Consider the following 26,631-nt stretch of genomic DNA (forward strand, 5'->3'; position numbering starts at 1 on the left):
CAGGCCCACGAGGATCGGATATGAAGACCAGAAAGATCGGCAAGACCGATTTGGCCGTTACGGAATACAGCTTCGGTACCGCGCCGCTCGGCGGAATGTATCGGTCCTGCCCGCGGGATGTTGCAATGGAGACGCTCGATGCGGCCTGGAATGCCGGTTTGCGCTTTATCGACACGGCCCCCTGGTATGGTTTCGGTCTTGCCGAACGGCGGGTCGGGGATTTTCTGCGCGACAAGGAGAAGGGCAGCTACGTGCTTTCCACCAAGGTCGGCCGGCTTCAACGGCCCGTGCCGGACGACCGGGTGCCGAGCTATGGTTTCGTCGATCCTCTGCCGTTCGACACGGACTATGACTATTCCTATGACGGCATCATGCGTTCGGTCGATTTCAGCTATGCCCGGCTCGGCCTCAACCGCATCGATATTCTCTTCGTTCATGATATCGGCGTCTACACCCATGGCGCCGAGCGCAATGCCGTCTACATGCGGCAACTGCTGGATGGCGGGCTCAAAGCCCTCGACGCATTGAAGTCCAGCGGCGCCATCGCCGCTTATGGCCTGGGCGTCAACGAAGTGCCGGTCTGTCTCGATGTGATGCGACAGGCCGATCTCGATTGTATCCTGCTTGCCGGGCGCTACACATTGCTCGACCGGACGGCGACTGACGAGCTTCTTCCACTCTGCGAAAAAAGCGGGACATCGCTGGTTGTCGGCGGGGTTTTCAATTCCGGCATCCTGGCAACTGGCCCGGTCGAGGGTGCTCATTTCGATTATATGCCTGCAACACCAGACATTCTGAACAGGGTAGCCGCGATGGAAAGGATTGCAGCCTCTGCCGGACTGCCTCTTGCTGCGCCGGCTATCCAGTTCCCGTTACAGAGCCCGGTGGTCGCATCGGTGCTTCTCGGGACTGCCAAACCCGCAAGTCTAATGCGCAATATGGACTTGATCCAGCCTCGCGTCGCTCCCGCCGATTTTCTGGAATACGAAGCCTATACACTTGTCGCGCCGGAACTCGGATGGGACGCAGTTCGCGTTTAGGCTGCCGAAGCCCGAAGTCCGATAATTGGATCATTATTCCGGAAAATGGAAAATTGATTTTCGACCGGACTGTTGTAATTTCCGCTTGAGGATGGAGGGCTGGAGGGTCCGTTAGATGTCACTTGCATTATCCCAATTGCCGGATTAAGCATATAACTGCTAATGTTTTTTATCGATAAAGATCATGTCATTTGCGTCTTATGGCCTGGTCGGAGGAAAACTTCATCAAGGCGCTGTTGGAGGAGAACAACACAATGACCATTCTGAAAAACATGCTTTCGCGCCGCACCTTCACCAGCTTGGCTGGTGCTGCTGTTCTTGCGACCATGATGCCTGTCACAGGCTTTGCGCAGGACGTCACCATCCCGATCATCGTCAAGGACACGACATCCTTCTATTGGCAGATCGTGCTTGCCGGCGCCCGCGCGGCAGGCAAGGATCTTGGCGTCAATGTACCGGAACTGGGCGCGCAAGCGGAAACCGATGTGAACGGCCAGATCAGCATCCTGGAAAATGCCGTTGCCGGCAGCCCCGCCGCCATCGTCATTTCGCCCACGGAATTCAAGGCGCTGGGTAAACCCGTCGATGAAGCTGCGAAATCCGTGCCTGTCATCGGCATCGACTCCGGCGCCGATTCCAAAGCCTTCAGCTCGTTCCTGACGACGGACAATGTCCAGGGTGGACGGATCGCCGCCGACGGGCTGGCTGCGGCCGTCAAGGAGGCGACCGGCAAGGAAGAGGGCGAAATCGCCATCATTACCAACACCCCGGGCGCCGGCTCTCTCGAGCAGCGCAAGGAAGGCTTCCTCGACCAGATCAAGACAAAATATCCGGGCTTCAAGGTCGTTGCCGACAAATATGCCGATGGTCAGGCATCCACCGGCCTCAACATGATGACGGACCTGATCACCGCCAACCCGAATCTTGTCGGTGTCTTCGCCTCGAATCTCATCATGGCGCAGGGTGTCGGCCAGGCCATTGCCGAGAACAAGCTCAGTGACAAAATCAAGGTCATCGGCTTCGACAGCGACGAAAAGACAGTCGGCTTCCTCAAGGAAGGCGTGCTTGCCGGCCTCGTGGTGCAGGATCCCTATCGGATGGGTTATGATGGCATCAAGACAGCGCTTGCCGTTTCGAAGAAGGAAAAAGTCGAAGCCAATGTCGATACCGGCGCCAATCTGGTGACCAAGTCGAATATGGCCGATCCCAAGATCGATGCTCTTCTGAATCCGAAGATCAACTGATTGGACTGGCGGCGGGCGTCCGTAAAAGTCCCGCCGCCTGTCTTCGCACTGCTTTCAAGCCCCGCGCGCGCCGGAACGCGGTGACGAGGGGCTGGCTTGAGGAGGAGGCCGCCATGACAGGACTTCACGATGTCAGCCATCGCCATGACGGCGAAATTGCCGCAGTGGCCGCGCGCCATCCCGTTGCCAAAGGTGAGCCGATCCTCGAACTGCGCGGACTGCAGAAACGATACGGCGCGGTCGAAGCTCTGAAGCCAGCCAGCATCTCTTTCCTTTCCGGCGAGATTCACGCCATCGTCGGTGAAAATGGCGCCGGTAAATCCACCCTCATCAAGCTTCTGACCGGCGTTATCAGGCGCACATCCGGCGATGTGCTCTGGTGTGGAGAGACGGTTCAGCTCGCCAGCCCCAACGAGGCCATCCAGCGCGGCATCAATGCTGTTCACCAGGAGGTCGTGCTCTGCCCGCATCTGAGTGTCGCCGCCAATATGTTTCTCGGCGACGAGATCAACAGGAACGGCCTGATGCGCAAACGAACCATGACCGCTGCGGCGCAGGCGGTGCTGGACGACCTCGGCTTCAGCCTTCCCGCCGCGGCGACCCTGTCGAGCCTGACGATTGGGCAGCAGCAGCTCGTGGCGACGGCACGCGCGGCGATGCGGGGAACGCAATTTCTCATTTTTGACGAGCCGACCGCCTATCTGACGCGTCAGGAATCGGCACAGCTGTTCCGGCTCATTCGCCGGCTACAGGGTGAAGGTGTCACCATCGTCTACATCAGCCACCGGATGGAAGAGGTCTTCGAGCTGGCCGATCGCGTTTCAGTCCTGCGGGACGGCACCCATGTCGGGACGCGCAACATCGGCGAGACCAACGATGCCGAGCTGATCTCGATGATGATCAACCGTTCCATCGAACAGATCTACCACAAGGAAAAACTGCCGATCGGCGCAACGATCGTCGAGACGAAAGGGCTGAGCGGACCCGGCTTCGAGAATATTTCCCTGTCCGTGCGCGCCGGCGAGATCGTCGGGCTCTACGGCTTGATCGGCGCCGGACGGAGCGAATTTGCGCTTGGTCTCTACGGCAGGCAGCCCGTGAAAGCGGGAGAAATTTTCTGGCAGGGCCAGAAGGTCGATATTCGCAGCGAGCGGCATGCCATGGACCTCGGGATAGCGCTGGCGCCGGAAAGTCGCCGTGATCAGGGGCTTTGTCTGAATTTGCCGATCGGTCTCAACATCAACCTGCCCATCTTTGATCGCCTCAGCAACGGGCTGACGATCAATCGCCGCCGCGAGATCGAGAATGCCGACCGGCAGATCGGCGATCTGAAAATCAAGACGCCGAGCCGGAGAGTATTGGCATCCGCCATGTCCGGCGGCAACCAGCAGAAGATCGTCATCGGCAAATGGCTGAGCCATGGTGCGAAACTGTTCATTTTCGACGAACCGACCGTTGGCGTCGATGTTGGCACCAAGGCCGAGATCTATCGCTTGTTTGCCCGGTTGCTTGAACAGGGAGCAGGCATCATTCTGATCTCGTCCTATCTGCCTGAAGTTTACGAGCTTGCCGACCGGCTGCACGTGTTCCGTCAAGGCAAGCTTGTCGCCAGCCATGATTATCGGGGCGGATCGCACGAGGACGTGCTGACCGAGGCCATCGGCGTCTGAAGCAGAAAAGACCAGACAAGAATCGGGGAGAAGATCATGAGCGTCGAAACCGCAACGGAAACCGCACCAGTGCCGAAAAAAGGCATGAATATCCTGTTCGGGCTGACCCTGCTCGGGCTTCTCCTGTTTCTCTGGCTGCTGCTCGGCGTATCGACGAACAGTTTCTGGACACCGAACAATATCAGCAACCTTTTGCGTCAGGGCGCGATGACGGCGATCCTTGCCGTTGGTCAGACCTTCGTCATCATAACTGCCGGCATTGATCTCTCCGTCGGTGCCGTTGTCGGCTTTGCCAGCGTTGCGGTTGCCTGGTTGCTGGCAGCCGGCGTCCCGCTCTGGCTTGCGATCATCATCACGCTGTTGATTGGCGTACTGATCGGCGCGTTTCACGCCTTCGGCATCGTGCGGATGGGGCTTCCAGCCTTCATCATCACGCTGGCGACCCTTACATCGCTGCGCGGTATCGGCCTTCTCATCACCAATGGCTCGACGATCTCCATCACCAACGAGGCCTTCACCGATTTTTCGCGGGCCGATTTCCTCGGTATACCCAGTCTGTTCTGGATGGTCCTGGTCGTCGCGATCCCGGCCTATATCTTTCTTCATCTGAGCCGCTGGGGCCGTTATCTTTTCGCTGTCGGCTCCAACAGCGAAGCTGCCCGGCTGTCCGGCGTCAACGTCAACCGCACGATCTACCTGGCTTACATTCTCTCTTCCACGTGCGCCGCCTTTGTCGGCCTGCTGTTGGCTTCGCGCATCGGCATCGGCAACGCCACGCAAGCCGAAGGCTGGGAGCTTCAGGCGATCGCCTCGTCGGTCATCGGTGGAACCAGCCTGTTCGGCGCGGTGGGCTCGGTGCATGGCCCCTTGCTGGGTGCCTTCATCCTTGCGACGATCAACAACGGCGCCAACCTGCTCAATGTGAATTCCTTCTGGCAGCGGATCATCACCGGGGCGCTGATCATCATCATCGTGTATTTCGACCAGCTTCGCCGACGTGGTTCGCGATAGGCTCGCGTCGAATTCGCAAGGGCTCTCGCGGGTGCCGAGGCGTATGGAATTGCAGGATTAACGAAAAGGAAAGACGCCATGAAAGCGGCAATTTGCCCGGCGCCCGGGCATCTCGAGATCATCGACACGCCGGCCGCGCCGGCGCCGCCGAGCGGCTGGGCCAGACTGGCGGTCAGCCACGTCGGCATCTGCGGGACCGATTATCATATTTTCGAGGGCAAACATCCTTATCTGCAATATCCCCGCGTAATGGGTCACGAAATATCGGCCACAGTCCTCGAGATTGGCGACGGCGTGTCGCTCACGCCCGGCACTCGGGTCATCGTCAACCCCTATCTGTCCTGCGGGACATGCATTGCCTGCGTTAAGGGCAAACCGAATTGCTGCACCGCCATCCAGGTTCTGGGTGTTCACACAGATGGTGCGTTGTGCGAAGAAATCCTGGTGCCTGAAACCAATCTTTATCCGGCCGGCGACCTCTCGCCGGAGGCGGCGGCAACCGTCGAGTTCCTGGCGATCGGCGCCCATGCTGTCCGGCGCTCACAGGCAGCGGCCGGGTCGCGGGCGCTGGTGATCGGCGCCGGGCCGATCGGACTTGGCACTGCCTTGTTCTCGCACATAGCCGGCCATGTCGTGACGCTTCTCGATGCCAGCGCCGAACGGCTTGAGATGGCAGCGTCGCGCTTCGGCTTTTCAAGCGGCATCCTGGCTGGCGATGGCGCGCTGGAGGCTGTGCATGCGGCAACCGGAGGCGATGATTTTGATGTCGTGTTCGACGCAACAGGGCATGGTGGCTCCATGGAAAAGTCCTTCTCCTTCGTGGCCCATGGCGGCTGCCTGGTCTTTGTCAGCGTCGTGAAGGATGATATCCGGTTTTCCGACCCCGAGTTCCATAAGCGCGAGATGACGCTTGTCGGCAGTCGCAACGCGACCCGGCAGGATTTCGAGCACGTCGCCGCATCCATTCGCGCTGGACAGGTGCCGGTAGACAAGCTCATCACGCACCGAACCACATTGGATGGCGTCATCGGCGATCTTCCGCGCTGGGCGCATGAAAAAGCCGGCCTTATCAAGGCCGTCGTGAAGGTTGGTGCCGACACCGGTCGATGAATGTGCCACAGGCGGTTTCCTGCAGGCGGCTCAATGACTGCCGGTTGTCCGAAATGCACTGCAGGAACAAGCGCGTGTTTCGTTGCGTTGCACAAGAATAGTGATAGTGTCCATGTCGAATGCTAATATGAATCCGGGAAGACCGGGCAGTATCCCTGGCACGGACTGTTGTTATTCGCGGCAATGAGGAGAACGCTTCCGATGTTCTACCAGCTTTACGAACTCAATCATGCAATGATGGCCCCATGGCGCGCGGCGGCGGATGCGATGCGGCTTGCCTATGCCAACCCGCTCAATCCGGTTTCCCATACCTATCTGGGTCGCGCTGCGGCAGCTGGGCTGGAAGTGTTCGAGCGCACGACGCGCCGATACGGCAAGCCCGAGTTCGGGCTTGCCGAGACGCTCATCGATGATATCGCCGTATCCGTGCGGGAGCGCATCATCTGGCGCCAGCCGTTTTGCAACCTGCTCCATTTCGAACGGTCCCTGCCGAAGACGCGTGCCGCCGATCCGAAAGTGTTGATCGTGGCGCCGATGTCGGGCCATTACGCGACCTTGCTGCGCGGAACCGTAGAGGCTCTTCTGCCCCATTCGGATGTCTACATCACCGACTGGATAGACGCGCGCATGGTGCCGCTCACCGAGGGTCAGTTCGATCTCGACGATTATATCGACTACGTCATTGAAATGCTGCATGTTCTGGGGCCGGATACGCATGTCGTCGCGGTCTGCCAGCCGGCAGTTCCCGTGCTGGCCGCAGTGGCGCTGATGGAAGCGAACGATGATCCGCTGTCGCCCTCGTCGATGACGCTCATGGGCGGGCCTATCGATACGCGCATCAATCCAACGGCGGTCAATCAGCTTGCGAAAGACAAGCCGATCACCTGGTTCCGCGACAATGTGGTCATGCCCGTTCCCTTTCCGCAGCCTGGCTTCATGCGCCCCGTCTATCCGGGATTCCTGCAGCTTTCGGGCTTCATGTCGATGAATCTCGACCGGCACGTCACGGCGACGAAGGATTTCTTCGACCATCTGGTTCGCAACGACGGCGACGCAGCCGAAAAACACCGGGATTTCTATGACGAGTATATGGCCGTCATGGATCTGACGGCGGAATTTTATCTGCAGACCGTCGATGTGGTGTTCATGCGCCATGCCTTGCCGAAGGGCGAGATGATGCATCGTGACCAGCGGGTCGATACGACGGCAATCCGGAAGGTGGCGCTTCTTACCGTCGAAGGTGAAAACGACGATATTTCCGGCGTCGGCCAGACCAATGCCGCACAGACGATCTGCACCAATATCCCGGACGATATGCGTTTGCATTACATGCAACCGGATGTCGGCCATTACGGTGTTTTCAACGGTTCCCGCTTCCGCCGTGAAATCGCTCCGCGTATCGTTGCCTTCCAGCGGCAGCATGCCCGGAGTGCCAAACCGGTGCGTCGGATCATCAAGGGCGGAAAGACTGCCTGAAGACTTGTTGAGAATGTTGATTTCATAGTTGTAAATCAGTTGTTTACTCATAATCGGCACGGTTCGTCTTGCAGGCGGGCCGGCCTATTCCCATTTCGTTATCAGCGGGCCCGATGGAGAGGCCCACTTTTAGCGAGGACTTCTGACCATGAATCAAACTGCATTGATCCGTCCGGACTGGACGCCCGCGACCATTGCTTTGATGGTGCTCGGTTTCGTGGTTTTCTGGCCGCTTGGTCTTGCCATGCTCGCCTACATCCTGTTCGGTGAGCGCCTGAAAACGTTCAAGAAGGATGCAAATGCAACCGTCGATAACGTTTTCTCATCCTTCAAATGGGGCGGACGCAGTTTCCGTGGCGCGCAATACGGCACCGGCAATGTTGCTTTCGACGATTGGCGCGATGCGGAACTCTCCCGTCTCGAAGAGGAACGCCGCAGGCTTGATGAGATGCGCACGCAATTCGACGACTATGTCCGCGACCTTCGCCGGGCGAAGGATCAGGAAGATTTCGACCGCTTCATGCGCGATCGCGATACAGGCGGCTCCGTCCCCGGTTTTCCTGGTCGCTGAGAAGCAGCCTGAAATATGAACCGGCATTCTTACAGGATGCCGGTTTTTCTTTGGCACCAAGCCTTCTATGCTGCGCAAGCATGTTCAATGAAGACGAATCGGCTATCACGGACGTATGTTCTCCCTGCTTCAAAAGCCGCGCAAGCCGCGTTCCCCACCACCGCCCGTGCAACGGACGCTCGACGTTGCCGGAAAAAAAATGCCGTTGACCATTCGTCAGAGCGTGCGGGCCACGCGGCTGACGCTGCGCATAGAACCAGGCGGCCGGGCTTTGAAGATGACGATACCGGCGGGTCTCTCGGAGCGGGAGGTCAACGCTTTTCTGGATCGTCACCAGGGCTGGCTGATGACGAAGCTTGCCCGTTTCTCCGGAGAAACCGTGCTGGAAGAGGGCGGTATGATCCTTCTGCGCGGCGTGGCGCACCGCATAGAGCGGACGGGCAAATTGCGCGGTCTGACGGAGGCCGTGATGATCGATGGCGAATCCGTGTTGCGGGTCAGTGGTGCGCCCGAGCATCTGCACCGGCGCATCGCCGATTTCCTGAAGAAGGAAGCGCGTCGCGACATCGAGCACTTCGTCACGATCTATGCCCGGATGGTGGGGCGGAGAGTCAAGTCTTTGAGCTTCAAGGACACCCGTAGCCGCTGGGGCTCCTGCGCGGCCGATGGTGCCTTGAGCTTTTCCTGGCGAATCGTCATGGCGCCGCCGAATGTGATCGATTATCTCGCTGCCCACGAAGTCGCGCATCTGCGCGAAATGAACCATGGTCCCGATTTCTGGAGCCTATGCGAGGAACTCTGCCCGGCGATGAACGATGCCAAGCGCTGGCTCAAGCGCAACGGTACCATGCTGCATGCCATCGATTTCGATTGATCGCACAGCAATGGGACGCGAACGGTTCAATGCAGTCTCTCGAGCTTTGCCAACGCTGTTTTTGGCTCGACTCGCGCAGCATTTCATGTCAGTGCGCTGTACATGAAAACGGAAGTGAAAATTTGCGGGCTCAAGACTGCCGAGGCTGTGGATCGCGCTGTTGCTCTGGGTGCAAGTCATACGGGGTTTATCTTTTTTCCCAAAAGCCCGCGCAATATCGAGCCAGACGATGCCGGCCGGCTGGCCGAGCGTATTCGCGGCAAGGCAAAGATTGTTGCCGTGACGGTTGATGCCGACAATGATCTTTTGGACGAGATCGTATCGGCTCTTTCTCCCGACATGCTCCAGCTTCACGGCAGTGAAAGTCCCGAGCGGGTCTTGACGCTTAAGGCCGTCTACGGATTGCCGGTGATCAAGGCGATCTCTGTCCGTGACGCCGATGACCTGAGGCGCATCGAACCCTATATCGGCATTGCGGACCGGTTCCTGCTCGACGCCAAACCACCCAAGGGGTCCGATCTTCCCGGTGGTAACGGCGTGTCGTTCGACTGGCGGCTGCTGGATGTGCTTGACGGCACTGTGGATTACATGCTTTCCGGTGGTTTGAATGCGGATAATATCGGCGAAGCGCTTGCCCTGACGGGTGCAAGGGCCGTGGATACCTCTTCGGGCGTCGAAAGCGCTCCGGGTGTGAAAGATTTGAATCGCATGCAGAAATTTTTCGATGCCGTGCTGCGTGCAGAAGCGGCCATCGCCAAGAGTGACGCAGTGGCAGGGAGAGCGACGTGAACGAGACACCGAAACTGAATTCGTTCAAGGCAGGTCCCGACGAGGAAGGTCGCTTCGGCATTTTCGGTGGCCGCTTCGTCGCCGAAACGCTGATGCCGTTGATCCTCGATCTGCAGGATCAGTGGAACAGGGCAAAGACCGATGCCGAGTTCCAGGCTGAACTCCAGCACCTGAATACCCACTACACCGGACGCCCGAGCCCGCTTTATTTTGCTGAACGGCTGACTGCGGAGCTTGGTGGTGCCAAGGTCTATTTCAAACGTGACGAGTTGAACCACACCGGTTCGCACAAGATCAACAATTGCCTCGGCCAGATCCTTCTCGCCAAGCGCATGGGCAAGACGCGGATCATTGCTGAAACAGGGGCCGGGCAGCATGGCGTCGCCTCTGCAACCGTTGCAGCGCGTTTCGGCCTGCCATGCATCGTTTACATGGGCGCAACCGATGTCGAGCGTCAGGCACCGAACGTATTCCGCATGAAGCTGCTGGGTGCCGAGGTGAAACCGGTTACGGCGGGGCATGGCACGCTGAAGGATGCGATGAACGAGGCCCTGCGCGACTGGGTCACCAATGTCGATGATACCTATTACATGATCGGCACGGCCGCCGGCCCGCATCCCTACCCGGAAATGGTGCGGGATTTCCAGTCGGTGATCGGAAAGGAAGTCCGTGAGCAGATGATGGCCGCCGAGGGCCGCTTGCCGGACATGCTGGTTGCGGCCGTTGGCGGCGGGTCCAATGCAATCGGTCTGTTCCATCCGTTTCTCGATGATGAAGGTGTCAAGATCGTTGGGGTCGAAGCTGGCGGCAAGGGCCTGGAAGGCGAGGAGCATTGCGCATCCCTGACCGCCGGCTCCCCCGGGGTTCTGCATGGCAACCGGACCTATCTGCTCCAGGACAGTGACGGCCAGATCAAGGAAGGCCACTCGATCTCCGCCGGCCTCGATTATCCCGGCATCGGCCCTGAACATTCCTGGCTGAAGGATGCTGGCCGCGTCGAATATGTGCCGATCATGGATCACGAGGCGCTCGAAGCCTTTCAGGTGCTGACGCGACTTGAGGGCATCATTCCCGCTCTGGAGCCGAGCCACGCGCTGGCCGAAGTGATCAAGCGGGCGCCGAAGATGGACAAGGACCAGATCATCGTGATGAATCTCTGCGGCCGCGGCGACAAGGACATTTTCACTGTCGGCAAGCTTCTTGGAATGGGATTGTAACACGATGACCGCACGCATGGACAAACGCTTTGCCGATCTGGCTGCCGAAGGCCGCCCGGCGCTTGTCACCTATTTCATGGCCGGTGATCCCGACTTTGAAACGTCGCTTGCCATCATGAAGGCACTGCCCTCGGCCGGATCGGACATTATCGAGCTGGGCATGCCTTTTTCCGATCCGATGGCTGACGGTCCGGCGATTCAACTTGCCGGGCAGCGTGCCCTGAAAGGCGGTCAAACCCTGATAAAGACGCTGGAGATGGCGCGCCGTTTCCGTGCTGACGACCAGGATACGCCGATCGTCATGATGGGCTACTACAATCCGATCTATATCTACGGCGTCGAGCGTTTTCTCGACGACGCGCTGCAGGCCGGTATCGATGGCCTGATCGTCGTCGATCTGCCGCCCGAAATGGATGACGAATTGTGCATTCCGGCTCTGAAGAAGGATATAAACTTCATTCGGCTTGCAACGCCGACGACAGATGACAAGCGTCTGCCGAAGGTTCTCCAGAACACGTCTGGCTTCGTCTATTACGTCTCGATGAACGGCATTACCGGCTCTGCACTTCCTGACCCGTCTCTGATCGGCGGCGCGGTCAAACGGATCAAGAACCACACAAACCTGCCGGTCTGCGTCGGCTTCGGCGTGAAGACGGCCGAGCACGCACGGGCAATCGGCGCATCGGCCGATGGTGTCGTCGTTGGGACGGCCATCATCAACCAGGTCGCGTCCAGTCTGACGGAAGATGGAAAATCCACGGGTGCGACGGTGCCGGGCGTCGAGGCTCTCGTGCGCGGCCTGTCCGCTGGCGTCCGCGCTGCACGGCTTGCCGCGGCCGAATAAATGCCCAGATTGCCGGTCATGGTGCAGAAAACGGATAGAACCGACATATCCGGCTTTGGCATGGCGCCGGTATAGAAGATTCAGGAGTTTCGATTTGAACTGGATTACCAACTACGTTCGCCCGAAGATCAATTCGATGCTTGGCCGTCGCGAAGTTCCGGAAAATCTCTGGATCAAATGCCCGGAAACCGGCGAGATGGTGTTCCACCGCGATCTCGAGGAGAATAAATGGGTCATCCCGGCCTCCGGCTTCCACATGAAGATGCCGGCCAAAGCGCGTCTGAAGGATCTTTTCGATGACGGTGTTTATGAAGCACTGCCGCAGCCGAAAGTAGCGCAGGATCCACTGAAGTTCCGTGATTCCAAGAAATATGCCGACCGCCTGCGCGACAGCCGCGTCAAGACCGAGCTTGAAGACACGATCGTGGCCGGTTTGGGACGCATGAAGGGCATCAAGCTTGTCGGCGTCGTCCACGAATTCAGTTTCATGGGCGGGTCTCTCGGCATGGCTGCGGGCGAAGCGATTATCAAGGCCTTCGAAAAGGCGATTGCGGAGAAATGCCCGCTGGTCATTTTTCCGGCATCGGGCGGCGCTCGCATGCAGGAAGGTATCCTGTCTCTGATGCAGCTGCCGCGCACCACGGTTGCCGTGCAAATGCTGAAAGAGGCTGGGCTGCCCTATATCGTCGTTCTCACCAATCCGACGACCGGTGGTGTGACGGCGTCCTATGCCATGCTGGGCGATCTTCATCTGGCTGAGCCGGGGGCGGAAATCTGCTTTGCCGGCAAACGCGTCATCGAGCAGACGATTCGCGAAAAACTCCCCGAGGGTTTCCAGACGTCGGAATATCTCATGGAACACGGCATGGTGGATATGGTGGTCAAGCGTCACGATATCCCGTCGACGCTTGCGCGTGTATTGAAGATCCTGATGAAGAAACCTGTGGAGAGCGCCAAGTTAAACGGTGCGGGACCCGTCGCTGTTGTACCGATCGCGACCGCTGCCAGCGCGTGAGGTCGGCGCGTGTCCCTTTGACAGGCTTGCATGAACTCTAAACATCTCGTTTCGACTCGCTCGTTTGATGGCAAGCGAGCACGAACTGCAAGCATGCAGGAGCAATGATGACCGCCGTAAACGTCAGCGAGGCGGGGCAGGAGATCGAAAAGCTTCTTGCCTTGCATCCCAAGGGTTTCGACCTGTCGCTTGACAGGATAACCCGCCTTCTCGCCAGTCTTGGCAATCCGCAGGAGCGGCTGCCGCCCGTCATCCATGTCGCCGGGACGAACGGCAAGGGGTCAGTCACGGCCTTTTCGCGCGCTATTCTGGAAGCCGGGGGCCTGGCGGTGCATGTCCATACCTCCCCGCATCTCGTCAACTGGCATGAACGCTATCGTCTGGGAAAGAAGGGCGGGCGCGGAGAACTGGTGAGCGACCCCGTTCTCGCTGACGCGGTGCGTCGCGTCGCTTCAGCCAATGATGGCCAGAAGATCACGGTTTTCGAGATCCTGACGGCGGTCACCTTTCTGTTGTTTGCCGAGCATCCGGCCGATGTCGCGATTATCGAAGTCGGCCTTGGCGGGCGCTTCGATGCGACAAATGTGATCCGCACGCCTGCCGTCTCCGTCGTCATGCCGATTTCGCTCGATCATCAGTCCTATCTGGGGGACCGCGTCGAGCTGATCGCGGCTGAGAAAGCTGGCATCATGAAGCGCGGACGACCTGTTGTGATCGGGCATCAGGAAGAGCAGGCGGCCCGCGATGTGCTGGTGGCGACGGCGGAGCGGCTTGGCTGCCCTGTTTCCGTGTATGGTCAGGATTTCATGGCGCATGAAGAGTTCGGCCGGCTCGTCTACCAGGACGAATTCGGCCTGTTCGATCTGCCCTTGCCGCGGCTTCCCGGCCGCCATCAATATGCCAACGCCGCCGCCGCCATTCGCGCCGTCAAGGCTGCGGGCTTCGATCCAGCGGAGACCGCCGTCGAGACCGGGTTGGCGACGGTCGAGTGGCCCGGCCGCCTGCAGCGCCTGACGGAGGGCAGGCTTGCTGCTCTCGCGACGCGCCGCGCCGAAATCTGGGTCGATGGCGGGCATAATCCCGGCGCCGGTCAAGTGATTGCCGAGACCATGGCCAACCTTGAGGACCGTGACCCGCGTCCCCTCATCCTGATTATCGGCATGATCAATACCAAGGATCCCGTCGGCTATTTCAACGCCTTCAAGGGTTTGGCCGAACGGGTCTTTACCGTGCCGATCCGCGGCTCGGACGCAGGGATCGATGCCGTTGCCCTTGCAGACGATGCTGGCGAAGCCGGCTTCGAGGCGACACCGGTGGAAACCGTCACTGAAGCTTTCGGGATGATCAGCGAAATCTTCGCCGGCGAACCGGTGCCGCCGCGCATCCTGATCGGCGGCTCGCTCTATCTCGTCGGCGATGTGCTTGCCGACAACGGTACCCCACCCAGATAGAGACAATAAAAAAAAGCCCGGTTTGCCGGGCTTTTTCAAGGGTAGTATCAGGAGATTTAGGCTGCCGCGTTGGCAATCCAGGATGACAGCGCAGTCTTCGGAGCGGCGCCAACCTTGATGTCGGCCACTTCTCCGGCTTTGAACATTGCGAGAGTCGGAATGGAACGGACGCCATACTGGGCGGCAATTTCCGGGTTCTCGTCAATATTGACCTTGGCGACCTTTACCTTGCCGGCAAGTTCAATAGAAATTTCTTCAAGGCTCGGCGCGATCATTTTGCAGGGGCCGCACCATTCGGCCCAGAAGTCCACGATGACCGGCTCGGCGGAATTCAGCACTTCGTCCTGAAAGTTGGTTTTATCGACTTTAACGGTAGCCATGAGGCTGCTCCTTGTTTCGAATCGCGTTCTTCGAACGGTTATCCATCATGTGATGGTTGAGCATGCATTTTTCAATGCTCCCCTATCTCACTTTGTCGCGAGTTCCACAAGGCTTGCGTCCAGCAGTTCCGGCGGCACCGTGATAACGGCCGGACCCTCGGTATAGATCAGGATGCAATCGAAGCCGTGATCGGGATAAAGCGGCTTCAGCAGTTCCCGGTAAATTGCAAGCTGCGCCCGATAGACGAGGGGCACTGCCTGCGGCGAGGATGGCACGTCCCTTGTGGTCTTGAAGTCTGCCAGGGTCACCGTATCCTTGGATACTGCAAGCCGGTCGATCCTGCCTGATACCGCGAAGTTCCGCTGGCCGAGCTTCAAAGTTCCCATCACCGAAACTTCGGCGCGGCCCACCTGCGAAAACAGTGTTCTTAGGCTGTCTTCTTCAATGACCTGCAACACCACCGCAATCAGCGCCTGTCTCTGGTCCGACGACCAACGCGGGACGGAACGAAGAACATATCGTTCTGCCGCGGCACGCCGTTCCTCGGCGGGGAATGAGGGCAGAACCTGCAGCAGTCTGTGGAGAAGCGCACCCCGCAAAAGCGATCTGTTTGCAGCCGGCTTGTCCGAGAACAAGGCTGATCCGACGACGATATCGCCATCGCCCTCATCAATGACGACGCCGGCGCCGGAGGGACTAAGCGGCCGGGGAAGGCGCCTTTGCGGCGGCAGCGGAAGTTTTAGTGCCGCGGGCAGGGGTGTCCGGTTTTCTGTCGGCGCCCCGGTATTTTCGGCAAGGCCGAGCGGGCGGGCGACTGCGTCGACTTGCCACAAATAGCCCGTCCATTCCTGATTGCCGGCCGTGAACCGACGCGCCGTGCCGCGGCCGCGTGGATCGGCGGAAAGGCTGGCTGTCACCATTGCATGCCAGCTGTCCGGGTTCGGGCGCTTGCCCTGGTAGCCGCAGACGATCAACCTGTCGGCGGCTCGGGTCATGCCGACATAAAGAAGCCGGCGGTATTCTTCTTCCGCTGAATCCTTCAGCCGTTGGGTGTCGGCATCGATAAGACTGTTGGACGCAGCACCTGGCGGCCGCCATAAGGGCAGCGGCACCGTGCCGGCATGCTCGCCGGGGCGGATCAGGCGCAGGCCCGCAATATGTTGCACGTGAAACGCTTTGCCGCCCCCGTCGATGAGAAACACCACCGGCGCCTCCAGCCCTTTGGCGGCGTGCACCGTCATGATCCGGATTTCGTTTCGGTCCTTGTCCTGCTCGCGCTTGACGGTCGGGGCTTCCATTTCCAGGCCCGAAATGAACGCCTGCAGCCCCGGCAGGCCGTTTTTTTCATGGTCCAGCGCAAAGCTCAGAAATTCATCGAGAATATCGCTGACTTCCGTGCCCAGACGCCCGAGAAACGCCGCCCGCCCGCCATCATGGCCGAGAATCTGTGCGTAGAGATCGTAAACGGGCAGGTTCCGCGACAGCTTCTGGTAACGCTTCAGCACAGCCACTGCTTCGTGATAGCCGCCTTTTTCCTCAGCGCCTGCATTGCACAGACGCTGCCAGACAGTTTCTCCAAGCGGCCGGCCGACGGCAAGATCGCGCACATTGTCTTCGTTCAGATTGAACAAGGGAGATTTGAGAACCGCGGCCAGCGAAAGATCGTCCTGCGGCATAAGCAGGAAGCGGCCAAGTGCAAGCAGATCCTGCACGGCGATATGGTTTGTCAGCACCAGACGGTCGGCGCCGGCAACCGGAATGTTCCGGCTGGTCTTGAGGGCGCGGGTCAGCGCATTGACGAAGGCATCGCGTTTTCGCACGAGCACGATCACGTCGCCGGGCTGCATGGGTCTTGCCAGCCCCTTCTCGATGATGGTTTCTTTGCCGATCCACTCGAACAGCACGGCCGCAATGCGCTGCGCCAGAATGTTGGCCGGCGCATCCTCGGGTGTCGCATCAAAGGCAGCCGTCCAGTCCTCTTCATGCAGCGTAGCGGCCGGTGCGATTGCGTCCCAGACTTCGACGCGTCCGGGATGGCCGATGCGGTTTGAGGCATGCACGACGGCATCCCGCCGGGCGCTCAGGCCCCGGGCATGGGCGGGATTTTCAAAGACGCGATCGACCGCCGTCAGGACATCTTCCGTCGAGCGGAAAGAGAGCTGGAGCCGGATGGGGCTGAAGGCCCGGCCACCGGCACGCACACGTTGTTCGGTTTCGATGCTTTCCTCCGAAAACCGTTCCGGCTGTGCGCCCTGGAAGGAGTAGATCGATTGCTTCTCATCCCCGACCGCAAACAGGGTCCGGTTGCCGCCGCGGGCCGTTTCGCCGGAAAAGAAATCCTCCGCCAGCGATTTGATGATGCTCCACTGGATCGGGCTCGTATCCTGCGCTTCATCGACCAGAATATGATCGATCCCCTGGTCGAGCTTGTAATGAACCCATCGGCTCACATCGCCGCGTAAAAGCAGTGCTGCCGTGCGGTTGATCAGATCATCGAAATCGAGCTGGCTCCGGCTTTTCTTGATATCCTCGTAGTCGCCGTTGAGCCGGTCCGCCAGAACGAGCGCTGCCTTCGTGGCCTCGAACATCGAGACAAGGTTCAGCCGCTCCGTGGCGGCAACAATATGATCACGCGCCGCATAGACGAGGGGCTCGAGATCGGGCGCCCTGTCGCGGATCGCTTTGGACATAAATGCCGAATCCGCCCTCAGCTTGCCGCCTTGGGTGTAGAACAGATCCCGCAAAAGCGTATAGCGTTGCAGCGGATCCGCGACGATCGTCACAGCGCGAAGCCCCTGCGCGAAGTCCGAAACCTTGGCGCCACCGGCCGACAGCGCAATGCCGATATAACGTTCGAGCGCGTCCCCGTTCAGGCCGGCCAGCGGCCAGAAGCCCGCTGTCGCCGTCTCGACAGTTTCATGGGTGCCGAGAGAGAGGGCTTGGCGGAGGCCCGCATCTATGCCGCCTCGTTGCCGCGCGTCATCAAGGAAATCCTGAATAGCGGCCCGGTTGGCGACGATGGCGGCAAGCAGCCGTTCAAGGCCGGTATCGTCGGCAAGATCAAGCACGGTTGCGAAGGCTTCGGTCAGAACCCGGTCGTTCTCGCTTGCCGTTGCAGTCAGAAGCGCGCGGCGGGCATCGGCCAGAAGCGTTGCTGAAGCCCGGTCGTCAAGCACTGAAAAATGCCCGGCGACATTGGCCTCCAGCGGAAACTGATGCAGAAGCGCTTCGCAGAATGCGTGGATGGTCTGAATTTTCAGCCCGCCCGGAGTTTCCAAAGCGCGGGCAAACAGGCGGCGGGCCTCCTGACGCTTGAGAAGGTCCGGGCGCTCGCCCTCGACAGCGGCAATTCTGTCGTCCAGCGTCTCGTCGTCCAGCGTGACCCATTCGGCCAGCCGTTCGAAGACGCGGTTGGACATTTCCGACGCCGCCGCCTTGGTATAGGTCAGGCAGAGAATTGCCGATGGCCGGCAGCCGGAGAGCAGCAGCCTGATAACGCGCTGCGTCAGCACATGGGTTTTTCCCGACCCGGCATTGGCGGAGACCCAGGCGGAGCGGGTGGGATCCGACGCCAGAGCCTGCTTGGCTGACGTCCAGTCGAGCCACGCCTTTGGTGAGGGATCCGAAGGGCCGAAATCCTCATCCATCACTGTCACCCTCATCGCCTTCCGCGGTCGCCCATTCCGCCACACGGGCAAGGTGGTCGTATTCGCCACCGTAATCGCGCTCCTTCTGGACGATCACCCGGGATGTGAAGCCAAGCTTGCCGCTCATCAAGGCGGCCAGGAGCCCGACAAGCTCCTTCAGGGACTCGTCGGCCAGCTGCTCGGCCGATTTTGTCTCGGTATTCGCCCGGGCCTTGGCAAGCTCGTTGTTGACCTCCTCGGGGGCGAAGCGCTCGCCGGGCTTCAGCCTGATATAAAGGAGGGACTGCGGAGGGCGCGCGCCGATCGCCTGAAACGCGCCGGCCTTCAGCGCTGCCGCTTCCAGCGCCAGTTGCGGATCGAGAAGGGTGCGCGCTTCTTTCACCGAGGGGCTCAATCCCGTCTTGTAATCGATGATAACGGCGCTGCCATCGCCCAGGAGATCGATACGATCGGCAATACCGGTCAGTTTGATATCGGCAACACCGGTCTCCATCGCGGCATAAAGCTCGGTATAGGATTTGCGGATGTCGCCGTGACGGGCTTTTTCCCATTCGATAAAAGCCTTTCCGACTGCCGCAAAGCGTGGCCGCCAGACAATATCGATATGGGGCGGGAGCGCCTGTTCATCAAACGCCTCGGCAATGAGCCGGCTCATTTCTTCCTGCGCTACCGCAGATGCGGGATCGAGTTTGGCGCGAATGAAGCGCTCGACGATCTTGTGGTAGAGCGTGCCCCGCTCGGCCGCCCCGGGATCGCGGTTGAACGGATCGATCGGCAAAAGACGCAGGACACGTTTGGCGTAAACGGCATAGGGATCGCGCCGCAGTCTTGCGACCTCGCTGAAGGAGTAGCTGCGGGGCTGCTGTTCGGGCACAGGGCGTGGTTCCGGCCGCGGCGCAAGCGGCTGGGACACGCCTTCGTCGAGCATGGCGGCCCATTGCAGATAGGTCTTGCCCCGCCCACCAAGGAGCGCTGAGAAGCGTGGCCCGCCAACGGCAAGCAGCCGCTGCAGCCAGCGGGAAGCGACCGTTGGGGCGGCGCCCTTGCGCATCGCCCGTGTCAGGATCAGCTTGCGTGCGCCGCAGGCCATTTGGAAATCATGCGCCAGTTGTCCGACCCGCCGCTCCGGCGGCTCGAGACCGATCGCGCTCTTCATGGTTCGCGACAGAAAAGGGTCATTGGCCGACTGGCCCGGCCAGACACCCTCGTTCATGCCCCCGAGAACGACAAGATCGACGCTCTGAAGGCGTGACTCAAGCGCACCGAAGATAAAGACGCGAGGATGGCGCAGGGCACGTGGCTTGATCGCCTCGCTGGCTGTGAGCGCCTCGACGATATCGCTCCATTGCGGACCGTCGGCAGTCATCTGGCCATCCGTGTCGATTACGGAGCGCAGTAGGTTCGCCAGTGCTTCCCCGCCTTCCCCGGACCAGAGACCCCCAAGGCTCCCGCGCTCGTCCACCGCAACGGCTTCAAGCGCTTGACCGGTCTTTTCGGCCCATTCCGAAAGCGTGAAGGCCGCCGTCAAGCCACGTCCGCTTTTGTGATGGCGCACGAGCGTGCCTGCCAACGGTTCGACAGCCGCGTCTATCCGCTTGGCAAGATCACGCGTCCGCCCGAGCATTTCTTCATCGATGCGGCTGCGCCATTCCGGCAGCCGGCGCTCACTCCCATGGCGGTCGAATGTCTCATCAAGGAGGGTTTCCAGCTCGGAAATATCCGCGCTGCCCGTGCCGCCTCGCAACGCTAGAAGCTCGAGCATGGCGGCGGCTTGCACCATTTCGTCCACTGCCAATCCGAACCGCGCCAGCGGATGCTTCAGCAGGCCGGCGATCGGGACGGCATCGCCGGGTCTGAAAGCCGCTTCCAGAAGAAGGCGCAAAAGCGTTCCCGGACCTGTCGCCGAAAGCGGCGTGCCGGCAGAATCGTCGGCTTCTATGCCGAAACGCAGAAGCTCCGCCGCTACGCGCCGGGCCAGTTCGCGATCCGGCGTAATCAGGGCGGCCTGGCTGTCCTCGTCGTCGTGCAAAGCCAGACGAAGCGCGATCGCAATGGCCGTTGCTTCCTCGCGCTCGCTGGGTGTCTCGATTATCGCCACATCGGCAAAGGCCTGCTCCAGTCGGTTGCGGTCGACCATATCCCGGATCGTCGTCCAGCTGCTGGTTGCCTGAACCGGCAGGAGGGCCTGCGACAGTATCAAGGCCCGATAGTCGAGATTGTCCTGTCCGGTGCCGAGCGACCGCACCTCGCGACGTTCGATCCCCATGCGTTTCAGGAGCTTGAACAGTCCATATTGCGGATGGCTGCGACCGGTCGTATCCGGGCGCCCGGAAATGCCCTGCGCCTCGGGGGCGATCATCATCCATTCGATGTCGCTCATTGTCTGGTCGAGACCGGGCAGAACGATGGCCCCGTTCGGGCGTTTTTGCACCGCGGAGATCAGTCTTGCTGTCGCCGGAATTGAACCGGTGGACCCTGCGATAATGATCGGACCGGTAACTTTGCCGTCTTCTATGCGCCTGGCTTCCGCCTCGAGAATCGCATTTCGGTGCCGGGCCGGCGACGACTGTCTCAATTCTTCAAGCCTTGCGGGCCAGTAGACGCGGGCAATCTTGAGAAACTCAAGCGTGAGCTGCCACCAGAGTGCATGCTCGTTCGCATCAAGTGCGTCGAGCATGTCCCAGTCCAGCTCTTCTGTTTCCATCGCATCGATGATCTCGGACAGGTTGCGGGCCAGCCAGATCGCGTCTGCAGGGCTTGCCGGGGCAATCAGCGGGCTTTGAGAATGGACATCCAGCACCGCTTTGGGCAACTGGTTGCGCCAGGCAAGGATGAGGCGGCCGAGTTCGATCAGCCGGGCGGTGTTCGGCAGCGGCGGCGCGAGATCCAGGATGGCGGGAATTTCCGCGTCGAAGAAGCCGCTATCGTCATCCGTCTCGCCCAGAGCCCTGATCATCGGCAGAATGGCCGAACTGCCGCCCAGGCAATCGACGAGTTCCGAGCGCAGCACGCGCGCCGACCGGCGTGTCGGAACAAAGATGGTTATCCCGGCGAGCGCCAGAGGATCGCTTTCCGCGTAGCGAAAACCCGGGATCAGCATGCCCGAGCACAATTGCTCAACCAGCGTCTTCAGAAATGGAAGCCCGGGGGGAATCGTGAAAACATTGGCGGGGACGGCAGACATGTTCATTTTCTGACGCCGAAACGCGTGATTGCCGCTTCAGCCTCACCGATTGCGTCCGGCGTGCCAACCGTCAACCAGTGGCCCTCAAGCAGAATGCCGAAAAGCCTTTTCTCGACGATCGCCCTGTCGAAATAGATATTGAGATTGAAGGCGTCGTCCGGGGCACTGGCAAGAAGCCGGCTATGCATGGCAATGGCTCCGGCATAGACCACAGGGTTCACCATGCCCTCTTGATAGCGTGTCAGCCGACCATCGGCACCCAGAGCAAAATCGAGCTTTCCGTTATGTCCGGTCGTATCGGCATTGCGGACGCAAAGCAGGGCCATGTCCATGCGGTCGGGATCGAAGAAAGATGCCAGTCTTTCGAGGTTGGAAGTTTCGGCCGGATACTCTCCCACCCAGAAGAGATCGGCATTCATGACAAGGACCGGTCCCGCTTCAAGCAGCTTCAGTCCCTTGGCCAATCCTCCGCCCGAATTCATCAGAGCGGACCGCTCGTCGGAGAAAACGATCGCCGGGTGGCTGCGCTGTTTCAGATGCGCTTCCATCTGGTCGGCGAAATGGTGCACATTGACACAGGCGGTCTCGACACCGACGGCAGACAGGAGATCGAGAACATAGTCGATCATCGGCTTGCCGGCGATGCGCACCAACGGCTTGGGCATGGTATCGGTGATTGGCCGCAGACGGGTGCCGAGCCCCGCTGCAAGGATCATGGCATTCTTGATGGGCGGGGGCTTGGTCGGCATGATCGGCGCGCAATCCACAGGTCGGTATCGGATGATTCGCGTCCAACCTGTGGCAGCCGGCTTTGTGCGTCAAGTTTGATGCGAAGAACCGTCCAGAATTCCCGCCATTCTGCACCAGTCGCGCAGGGGCTCCAATGCCTCGTGTTGAAGCGCCGTCTGCAGATAAGCGAAAGTTCGCGGCATGTGCCGCATATAGAACGGCTTGCCGTCCCGCTGCATGAGCCTGACCCAGATGCCGGCAAGCTTGCAATTGCGTTGGGCTGACATCAGGTGCCAGTCACGCCGGAAGAGAGCTTCGTCAAACGAACCGAGGCGATGACGCTCCGAACAATAGAGCGACAGCATGCGCTCGCGGAGCGCCGGTTCGATCGTGACGCGGGCGTCCTGCGTGATTGAGGCCACGTCATAGGCCGTGGGGCCGATCATCGCGTCCTGGAAATCGATGATGCCGATGCGGTCAAAACCCTTACGCTCGCCCCGCCATATGATGTTGGGAGAGTGGAAATCCCGCAGCAGCAGCTTCTTTTCCGCGCTTGCAAGCAGATTGATCAATCCATCCCAGACAGCGAGATAACTGGCGCGCTCGGCATCGCTTGCCGTCTCGCCACGTTTCCAGGGCAGGTACCAGTCGATCAAAAGGCTTGTCTCGATTTTCATCGCGGTTCGGTCGAAATCGGGAATGTGATGGCGGAGAGTGGCGGATAGCTGGACAGTCTGCGTCACGGGTAGCGCGTGCAAATGCGAGAGAACACGGACACTCTCGAGATAGCGCTCCGCGATGGGATCGCCGCCATCGTCCAGAATTCCCGTGCTACCGAGATCCTCGATCAGCAGGATGCCCGATTCGAGGTCGCTCTTATAAACTTCCGGCGCGCAAAAGCCTTTTGCGCGAATGTCATTGGCGACCGCCACGAACGGTACGACATCTTCGGCAATATGGGCCAGCTGCTGGTAATATTTGCCGTCCTGCAGGATGGGGCCGGGCGTGTGACGGGCGGAATCCATCAGGATGCGCATCGGCTGTCCGGCGGTGATGATCCGCTCGTAGGCACGCGCCGAGGCATCGCCGCTCAAATGGCGGCGCTTTGCCTGTCCCCAACCGGCATTTACCAGAAACGTCCTTATGGCAAGGCTCCGCTGGATACGGGCCAGCGCGGCCGCATCACCGCTGAACGTTATCGTGCGGCCGTCTCCGCTATGCACGAAAGAAGCATCGATTTTCACCTTCGGCAAAGCTGCCTGTGCATTTTCTGGCCACTCGACCAGACAGATACCAGCGGCGAGCGCCTCGTCGAAGCCCAGTTCCTCCAGTTCCGAAACATCCGCGAGCCGATAGAGATCGAAATGCGCAATGGGGATGCGCAGGTCGTAGCTCTGCACCAGGGTGAATGTCGGGCTTGGCACCTCGAGCGTGTCGTCATCGGCCATGGCGCGTAGCAAAGCGCGGGCCAGTGTCGATTTTCCTGCCCCGAGATCGCCAGACAGGGCCAGGCAGTCGCCGGGCTTCAGGGCAAGCGCCAGATCCTCGCCGAGCTGAAGCGTTGCCGCTTCGTCCTTCAGGAAAAGTTCGATGGATTGCATCATTCCGCCGCTTGAAATTGTGGCAGGTTACCGGACGGAATGCGGCAGGTTACCTCAGTCCCTTCGCCCTCGCGGCTGCGGATCGACACCGTGCCGCGATGCAGGCCGACGAAGCTTTCGACGATCGACAGCCCCAGACCGGCGCCGCCGTGCTGTCCATGGCTCTCGAAGCGGTTGAACACGGTATCGAGAATGTCCTGTGGAATGCCGGGGCCGGTATCGGTGATGCTGAAAAGGAAATCGCTGCCATCGCGCCGGCATTTTAGGCGTATGATGCTGTCATCAGGCGCAAAATTCGCGGCATTCGTCAGGAGCTTGATTAGAATCTGTTTCAATCGCTGATGATCGGCAACAAAAAGACCGAGACTGTCAGGCGCGTCGATGCGCAGGATAACGGCGCTTTCCTGCAAACGGTCGGCCATCTGGAGGGAGATTTCGTCCAGGAAATCGGTGAGATTGATTTCCGAGAGATCCAGCTCGACGATTCCGGCATCGACAGTGGCGAGATCGAGAATATCGTTGACGATGGTCAACAGAAGAGAGGAGGACGTGGATATGTGATCGACATATTCCGCCTGCCGCTCGGTCAGCGTGCCAAAAGCCGGAGTTTTCAGAAGATCGGCGAAGCCGATGATGTTGGTCAAGGGTGACCGTAGTTCGTAGGAAACATGCTGCACGAAATCGTTCTTTAAATGGTCTGCCATTTGCAGCGCTTCGTTTTTTTCGGTCAGCGCACGCTCTACCTTAGCGCTGTCGGTAATGTTGACGAAGGTCAGCATGGTCTGCGCATTCGGCAGCGGGATAACGGCGAAGTCAAGGATGAGCCCGGTGCGCAGTTCCAGAACGCCCTGGCTGGATGGTCTCTCGTCGTCGAAGCTGGTGATCAGTTGAGCGAAACGCTTCCACCCGTCCGGGTGGTCGTACGACGCGGAACACGCCTGCTCGATGGTGCGGATGTGGGTTCCGGGTTTGACTTCGGCTTCGCTTACGCCCCAGAGCGCGCGAAAGGCGGGATTGGACAGTTTGACACGTCCGTCCGGACCGAACACGGCGACACCTTCCGAAAGATGGTCGATGGTTTCCCCCTGGACCTGAACCAGCGTGTTGTAGCGCGTTTCGAGATCGACCTTTTCCGTCAGGTTCTCGAAGACCCAGGTAGCGCCGCCCTGCGGCCGCGCGGTGGCAAACACACGCAGCGTCTGGCCGTTCGGGAGATGCCAGAGATCGGACTGCGTATCGAGCGCCTGGTAAACCGCGAGCGCATTCTCCTTCCACTGTTTCCAGTTGAGCTGCTCCGGCAGGGTGCCTGCAGCGCGCAGACGGTCGAGGATTTCGCCATTGGTCGGTTTGCGTTCGAGAAAACCCATATCCAGCTGCCATAGCCGCTGAAAGGCCTGGTTGTAGAATTGCAGACGCTGGTTACCGTCGAAAGTCGCAACCGGCGTGGCGAGCTGATCCAAGGTCTCGGCATGACTTTTCAGCGTCCGGTTGAGTTCCTCGCGCACGGTCTCGACGTCCGAGACATTGATCGCCATGCCTGCCGATCCGCCAGCGCTCTTCGCATCCACCACCTCGTAAAAGGCCCGATTGCCGCGCACTACGGCGGACAGCTTTTCGCGATAGGGCGAATCATAGGTGCTCAGCGCGCGGATCTTTTCGCGGTTCACCGTTGCCAGAAGCTCGCGGCTTTCCCGGATGGCGGTTGCCGGATCAGCCGCCTCGACGGCTTCGGCATAGGCCTGGTTGACCCAGATCAACGACCCGTCCGCTCCGCGCTGCCACACAGGAAGGTCCGTCGCGTCGAGCAGGGTGTGCAATCCGGAGATCGAGCTGCGCAGACGATCCCGTTCCAGCTTCATTTCGGCGAGCTCTGCGCGAAGATTGTTGAGTGCCACAAAACGGACGAAGGCTCGGCCGCCAGAAACGCGTCCTTGCGTTTCGATAATCTCGCCGCGGATCGTCTCGACCACGAGATCGAAGCTCTGGGCGGCCGAACGCAGATGCTCGACGGCCTTCTCCAGTTCGGAAGCGGATTGTGCTTTCAGCCATCGTCCGAAAGCCAGAAAATTCCGGTCGTCCTGCGGCGCACCTGTTTCAGCCGGCAATTGGCCAAGAAATTCCGGCTTGGTTGCAAGCCCCTCCCAGACGACGATGCGGCGGTTCTTGTCGGCAATCAGCGCCTGGAAGCGCGAGATGCGATGATTGGCATCGGACAGCGCCGCGTTCAACTCGCGATTGTCGGTCTCGATATTGCCGCGCTGGCGGATCAGCCAGATGGCCGAAATCATGGCGGCCGAAATGACGCCGATCAGAACGGAAAATGTGACGATCTCGGCGGATTGGAAGACACCTGTCGCCATGAGGCCGCCCGGTGCGGCAAAAGCCGGAGGCGTGCAGGCGATGATCGCCGAGCTGCTGAGAAACCATCGCATCAGAGATGGAATCCGGTCGGCAACCCGCTTTAAAGGACCTGTTTCCATGGCTTGCTTGCTTTCCCGTTAACCGCATGGCGCATCCGCCCGGAAAACCGAATCGGAGCGCGCCTGTGCGTATTCAACACCGTGAACCGTGCCCAGACCTTTCGGCAGGAACGGTCCGGCTTCAAAATCCGGTCGCAAATCGCCACGCTATGCCAAATCGAAATCCTGCACTGGGCAGGCCTCGTTCAATTCCGATTGCAGCCCGGTGTCTGCCTGCCGCGTAAACGACAGACGTCCCATTCGTGACGCGTCTGTTCCGCATCTTCGCCTCGAATCGGTGTGCCAAAAACATACGCT

At 59.8% G+C, this 26,631-nt stretch carries 19 protein-coding genes; 13 read left to right on the forward strand and 6 right to left on the reverse strand.

Annotated features, from left to right (window positions below; translation table 11 throughout):
• The first annotated feature begins 20 nt into the window (after positions 1–20).
• The 13 genes from PY308_RS00405 to PY308_RS00465 all read left to right on the forward strand — a co-directional run bounded on the left by PY308_RS00405 (position 21) and on the right by PY308_RS00465 (position 14,312).
• Complete coding sequence (locus tag PY308_RS00405) at positions 21–1,040, forward strand: aldo/keto reductase (protein WP_275786771.1); 1,020 nt, start codon at positions 21–23, stop codon at positions 1,038–1,040.
• Positions 1,041–1,294: 254 nt separating this feature from the next.
• The gene (locus PY308_RS00410) at positions 1,295–2,284 is read left to right on the forward strand and encodes an ABC transporter substrate-binding protein (protein WP_275786774.1); all 990 of its coding nucleotides are present in this window, start codon (positions 1,295–1,297) and stop codon (positions 2,282–2,284) included.
• A gap of 113 nt (positions 2,285–2,397) precedes the next feature.
• Positions 2,398–3,954: a sugar ABC transporter ATP-binding protein gene (locus PY308_RS00415; RefSeq protein ID WP_275786776.1), complete on the forward strand. Its 1,557-nt coding sequence runs from the start codon at positions 2,398–2,400 to the stop codon at positions 3,952–3,954.
• Positions 3,955–3,990: 36 nt separating this feature from the next.
• Positions 3,991–4,965 carry an ABC transporter permease gene (locus PY308_RS00420; RefSeq protein ID WP_275786780.1) on the forward strand — a complete coding sequence of 325 codons (975 nt, stop codon included), beginning with the start codon at positions 3,991–3,993 and terminating at the stop codon, positions 4,963–4,965.
• Between the two features lie 78 nt (positions 4,966–5,043).
• Positions 5,044–6,075 (forward strand): zinc-binding alcohol dehydrogenase family protein, encoded by a 1,032-nt coding sequence (locus tag PY308_RS00425; RefSeq protein WP_275786783.1) that lies wholly within the window; start codon positions 5,044–5,046, stop codon positions 6,073–6,075.
• A 201-nt stretch (positions 6,076–6,276) separates the two neighbouring features.
• Positions 6,277–7,551 (forward strand): polyhydroxyalkanoate depolymerase, encoded by a 1,275-nt coding sequence (gene phaZ, locus PY308_RS00430; protein WP_275786785.1) that lies wholly within the window; start codon positions 6,277–6,279, stop codon positions 7,549–7,551.
• A 148-nt stretch (positions 7,552–7,699) separates the two neighbouring features.
• Positions 7,700–8,122, forward strand: a complete 423-nt coding sequence (locus PY308_RS00435; protein WP_275786787.1) for a DUF2852 domain-containing protein — start codon at positions 7,700–7,702, stop codon at positions 8,120–8,122.
• Positions 8,123–8,237: 115 nt separating this feature from the next.
• Positions 8,238–8,996, forward strand: a complete 759-nt coding sequence (locus PY308_RS00440) for a M48 family metallopeptidase (protein ID WP_275786789.1) — start codon at positions 8,238–8,240, stop codon at positions 8,994–8,996.
• 102 nt (positions 8,997–9,098) lie between these two features.
• Positions 9,099–9,785: a phosphoribosylanthranilate isomerase gene (locus PY308_RS00445; RefSeq protein ID WP_275786792.1), complete on the forward strand. Its 687-nt coding sequence runs from the start codon at positions 9,099–9,101 to the stop codon at positions 9,783–9,785.
• Positions 9,782–11,002 carry a tryptophan synthase subunit beta gene (gene trpB / locus PY308_RS00450; protein WP_275786795.1) on the forward strand — a complete coding sequence of 407 codons (1,221 nt, stop codon included), beginning with the start codon at positions 9,782–9,784 and terminating at the stop codon, positions 11,000–11,002. Before PY308_RS00445 ends, trpB begins: the two co-directional genes overlap by 4 nt.
• Before the next feature lie 4 nt (positions 11,003–11,006).
• The gene (gene trpA / locus PY308_RS00455; RefSeq protein WP_275786799.1) at positions 11,007–11,846 is read left to right on the forward strand and encodes a tryptophan synthase subunit alpha; all 840 of its coding nucleotides are present in this window, start codon (positions 11,007–11,009) and stop codon (positions 11,844–11,846) included.
• Between the two features lie 94 nt (positions 11,847–11,940).
• Positions 11,941–12,861 carry an acetyl-CoA carboxylase, carboxyltransferase subunit beta gene (gene accD / locus PY308_RS00460; RefSeq protein WP_275786802.1) on the forward strand — a complete coding sequence of 307 codons (921 nt, stop codon included), beginning with the start codon at positions 11,941–11,943 and terminating at the stop codon, positions 12,859–12,861.
• A 107-nt stretch (positions 12,862–12,968) separates the two neighbouring features.
• A complete protein-coding gene (locus PY308_RS00465) occupies positions 12,969–14,312 on the forward strand; it encodes a bifunctional folylpolyglutamate synthase/dihydrofolate synthase (RefSeq protein WP_275786805.1) in 1,344 nt (447 codons plus the stop codon).
• Positions 14,313–14,368: 56 nt separating this feature from the next.
• On the opposite strand, the gene trxA is transcribed toward PY308_RS00465, so the two are convergent.
• The 6 genes from trxA to PY308_RS00495 form a co-directional block, all read right to left on the reverse strand.
• Complete coding sequence (trxA, locus tag PY308_RS00470; protein ID WP_275786809.1) at positions 14,369–14,692, reverse strand: thioredoxin; 324 nt, start codon at positions 14,690–14,692, stop codon at positions 14,369–14,371.
• Between the two features lie 87 nt (positions 14,693–14,779).
• Entirely contained in the window at positions 14,780–18,343 is a 3,564-nt protein-coding gene (gene addA, locus PY308_RS00475; protein ID WP_434064271.1) for a double-strand break repair helicase AddA, read from the reverse strand.
• Complete coding sequence (gene addB, locus PY308_RS00480; RefSeq protein WP_275786811.1) at positions 18,333–21,524, reverse strand: double-strand break repair protein AddB; 3,192 nt, start codon at positions 21,522–21,524, stop codon at positions 18,333–18,335. Before addB ends, addA begins: the two co-directional genes overlap by 11 nt.
• A gap of 2 nt (positions 21,525–21,526) precedes the next feature.
• Entirely contained in the window at positions 21,527–22,273 is a 747-nt protein-coding gene (locus tag PY308_RS00485) for a nucleotidyltransferase family protein (protein WP_275786814.1), read from the reverse strand.
• Between the two features lie 69 nt (positions 22,274–22,342).
• Positions 22,343–23,854, reverse strand: coding sequence for a tRNA (adenosine(37)-N6)-threonylcarbamoyltransferase complex ATPase subunit type 1 TsaE (gene tsaE / locus PY308_RS00490; protein WP_275791240.1), 1,512 nt, complete (start codon positions 23,852–23,854; stop codon positions 22,343–22,345).
• Positions 23,854–26,334, reverse strand: a complete 2,481-nt coding sequence (locus PY308_RS00495) for a sensor histidine kinase (protein WP_434064183.1) — start codon at positions 26,332–26,334, stop codon at positions 23,854–23,856. Before PY308_RS00495 ends, tsaE begins: the two co-directional genes overlap by 1 nt.
• Between the last annotated feature and the right edge of the window lie 297 nt (positions 26,335–26,631).

It is taken from the genome of Pararhizobium gei, assembly GCF_029223885.1.
Classification (GTDB): domain Bacteria; phylum Pseudomonadota; class Alphaproteobacteria; order Rhizobiales; family Rhizobiaceae; genus Pararhizobium; species Pararhizobium gei.

Excerpts from the sequence above, each read along its gene's own strand:
- PY308_RS00405 (WP_275786771.1), top strand. The coding sequence starts at position 21 with ATGAAGACCAGAAAGATCGGCAAGACCGATTTGGCCGTTACGGAATAC.
- PY308_RS00410 (WP_275786774.1), top strand. The coding sequence starts at position 1,295 with ATGACCATTCTGAAAAACATGCTTTCGCGCCGCACCTTCACCAGCTTG.
- PY308_RS00415 (WP_275786776.1), top strand. The coding sequence starts at position 2,398 with ATGACAGGACTTCACGATGTCAGCCATCGCCATGACGGCGAAATTGCC.
- PY308_RS00420 (WP_275786780.1), top strand. The coding sequence starts at position 3,991 with ATGAGCGTCGAAACCGCAACGGAAACCGCACCAGTGCCGAAAAAAGGC.
- PY308_RS00425 (WP_275786783.1), top strand. The coding sequence starts at position 5,044 with ATGAAAGCGGCAATTTGCCCGGCGCCCGGGCATCTCGAGATCATCGAC.
- phaZ (WP_275786785.1), top strand. The coding sequence starts at position 6,277 with ATGTTCTACCAGCTTTACGAACTCAATCATGCAATGATGGCCCCATGG.
- PY308_RS00435 (WP_275786787.1), top strand. The coding sequence starts at position 7,700 with ATGAATCAAACTGCATTGATCCGTCCGGACTGGACGCCCGCGACCATT.
- PY308_RS00440 (WP_275786789.1), top strand. The coding sequence starts at position 8,238 with ATGTTCTCCCTGCTTCAAAAGCCGCGCAAGCCGCGTTCCCCACCACCG.
- PY308_RS00445 (WP_275786792.1), top strand. The coding sequence starts at position 9,099 with ATGAAAACGGAAGTGAAAATTTGCGGGCTCAAGACTGCCGAGGCTGTG.
- trpA (WP_275786799.1), top strand. The coding sequence starts at position 11,007 with ATGACCGCACGCATGGACAAACGCTTTGCCGATCTGGCTGCCGAAGGC.
- PY308_RS00465 (WP_275786805.1), top strand. The coding sequence starts at position 12,969 with ATGACCGCCGTAAACGTCAGCGAGGCGGGGCAGGAGATCGAAAAGCTT.
- trxA (WP_275786809.1), bottom strand. The coding sequence starts at position 14,692 with ATGGCTACCGTTAAAGTCGATAAAACCAACTTTCAGGACGAAGTGCTG.
- addB (WP_275786811.1), bottom strand. The coding sequence starts at position 21,524 with ATGTCTGCCGTCCCCGCCAATGTTTTCACGATTCCCCCCGGGCTTCCA.
- PY308_RS00485 (WP_275786814.1), bottom strand. The coding sequence starts at position 22,273 with ATGCCGACCAAGCCCCCGCCCATCAAGAATGCCATGATCCTTGCAGCG.
- tsaE (WP_275791240.1), bottom strand. The coding sequence starts at position 23,854 with ATGCAATCCATCGAACTTTTCCTGAAGGACGAAGCGGCAACGCTTCAG.
- PY308_RS00495 (WP_434064183.1), bottom strand. The coding sequence starts at position 26,334 with ATGGAAACAGGTCCTTTAAAGCGGGTTGCCGACCGGATTCCATCTCTG.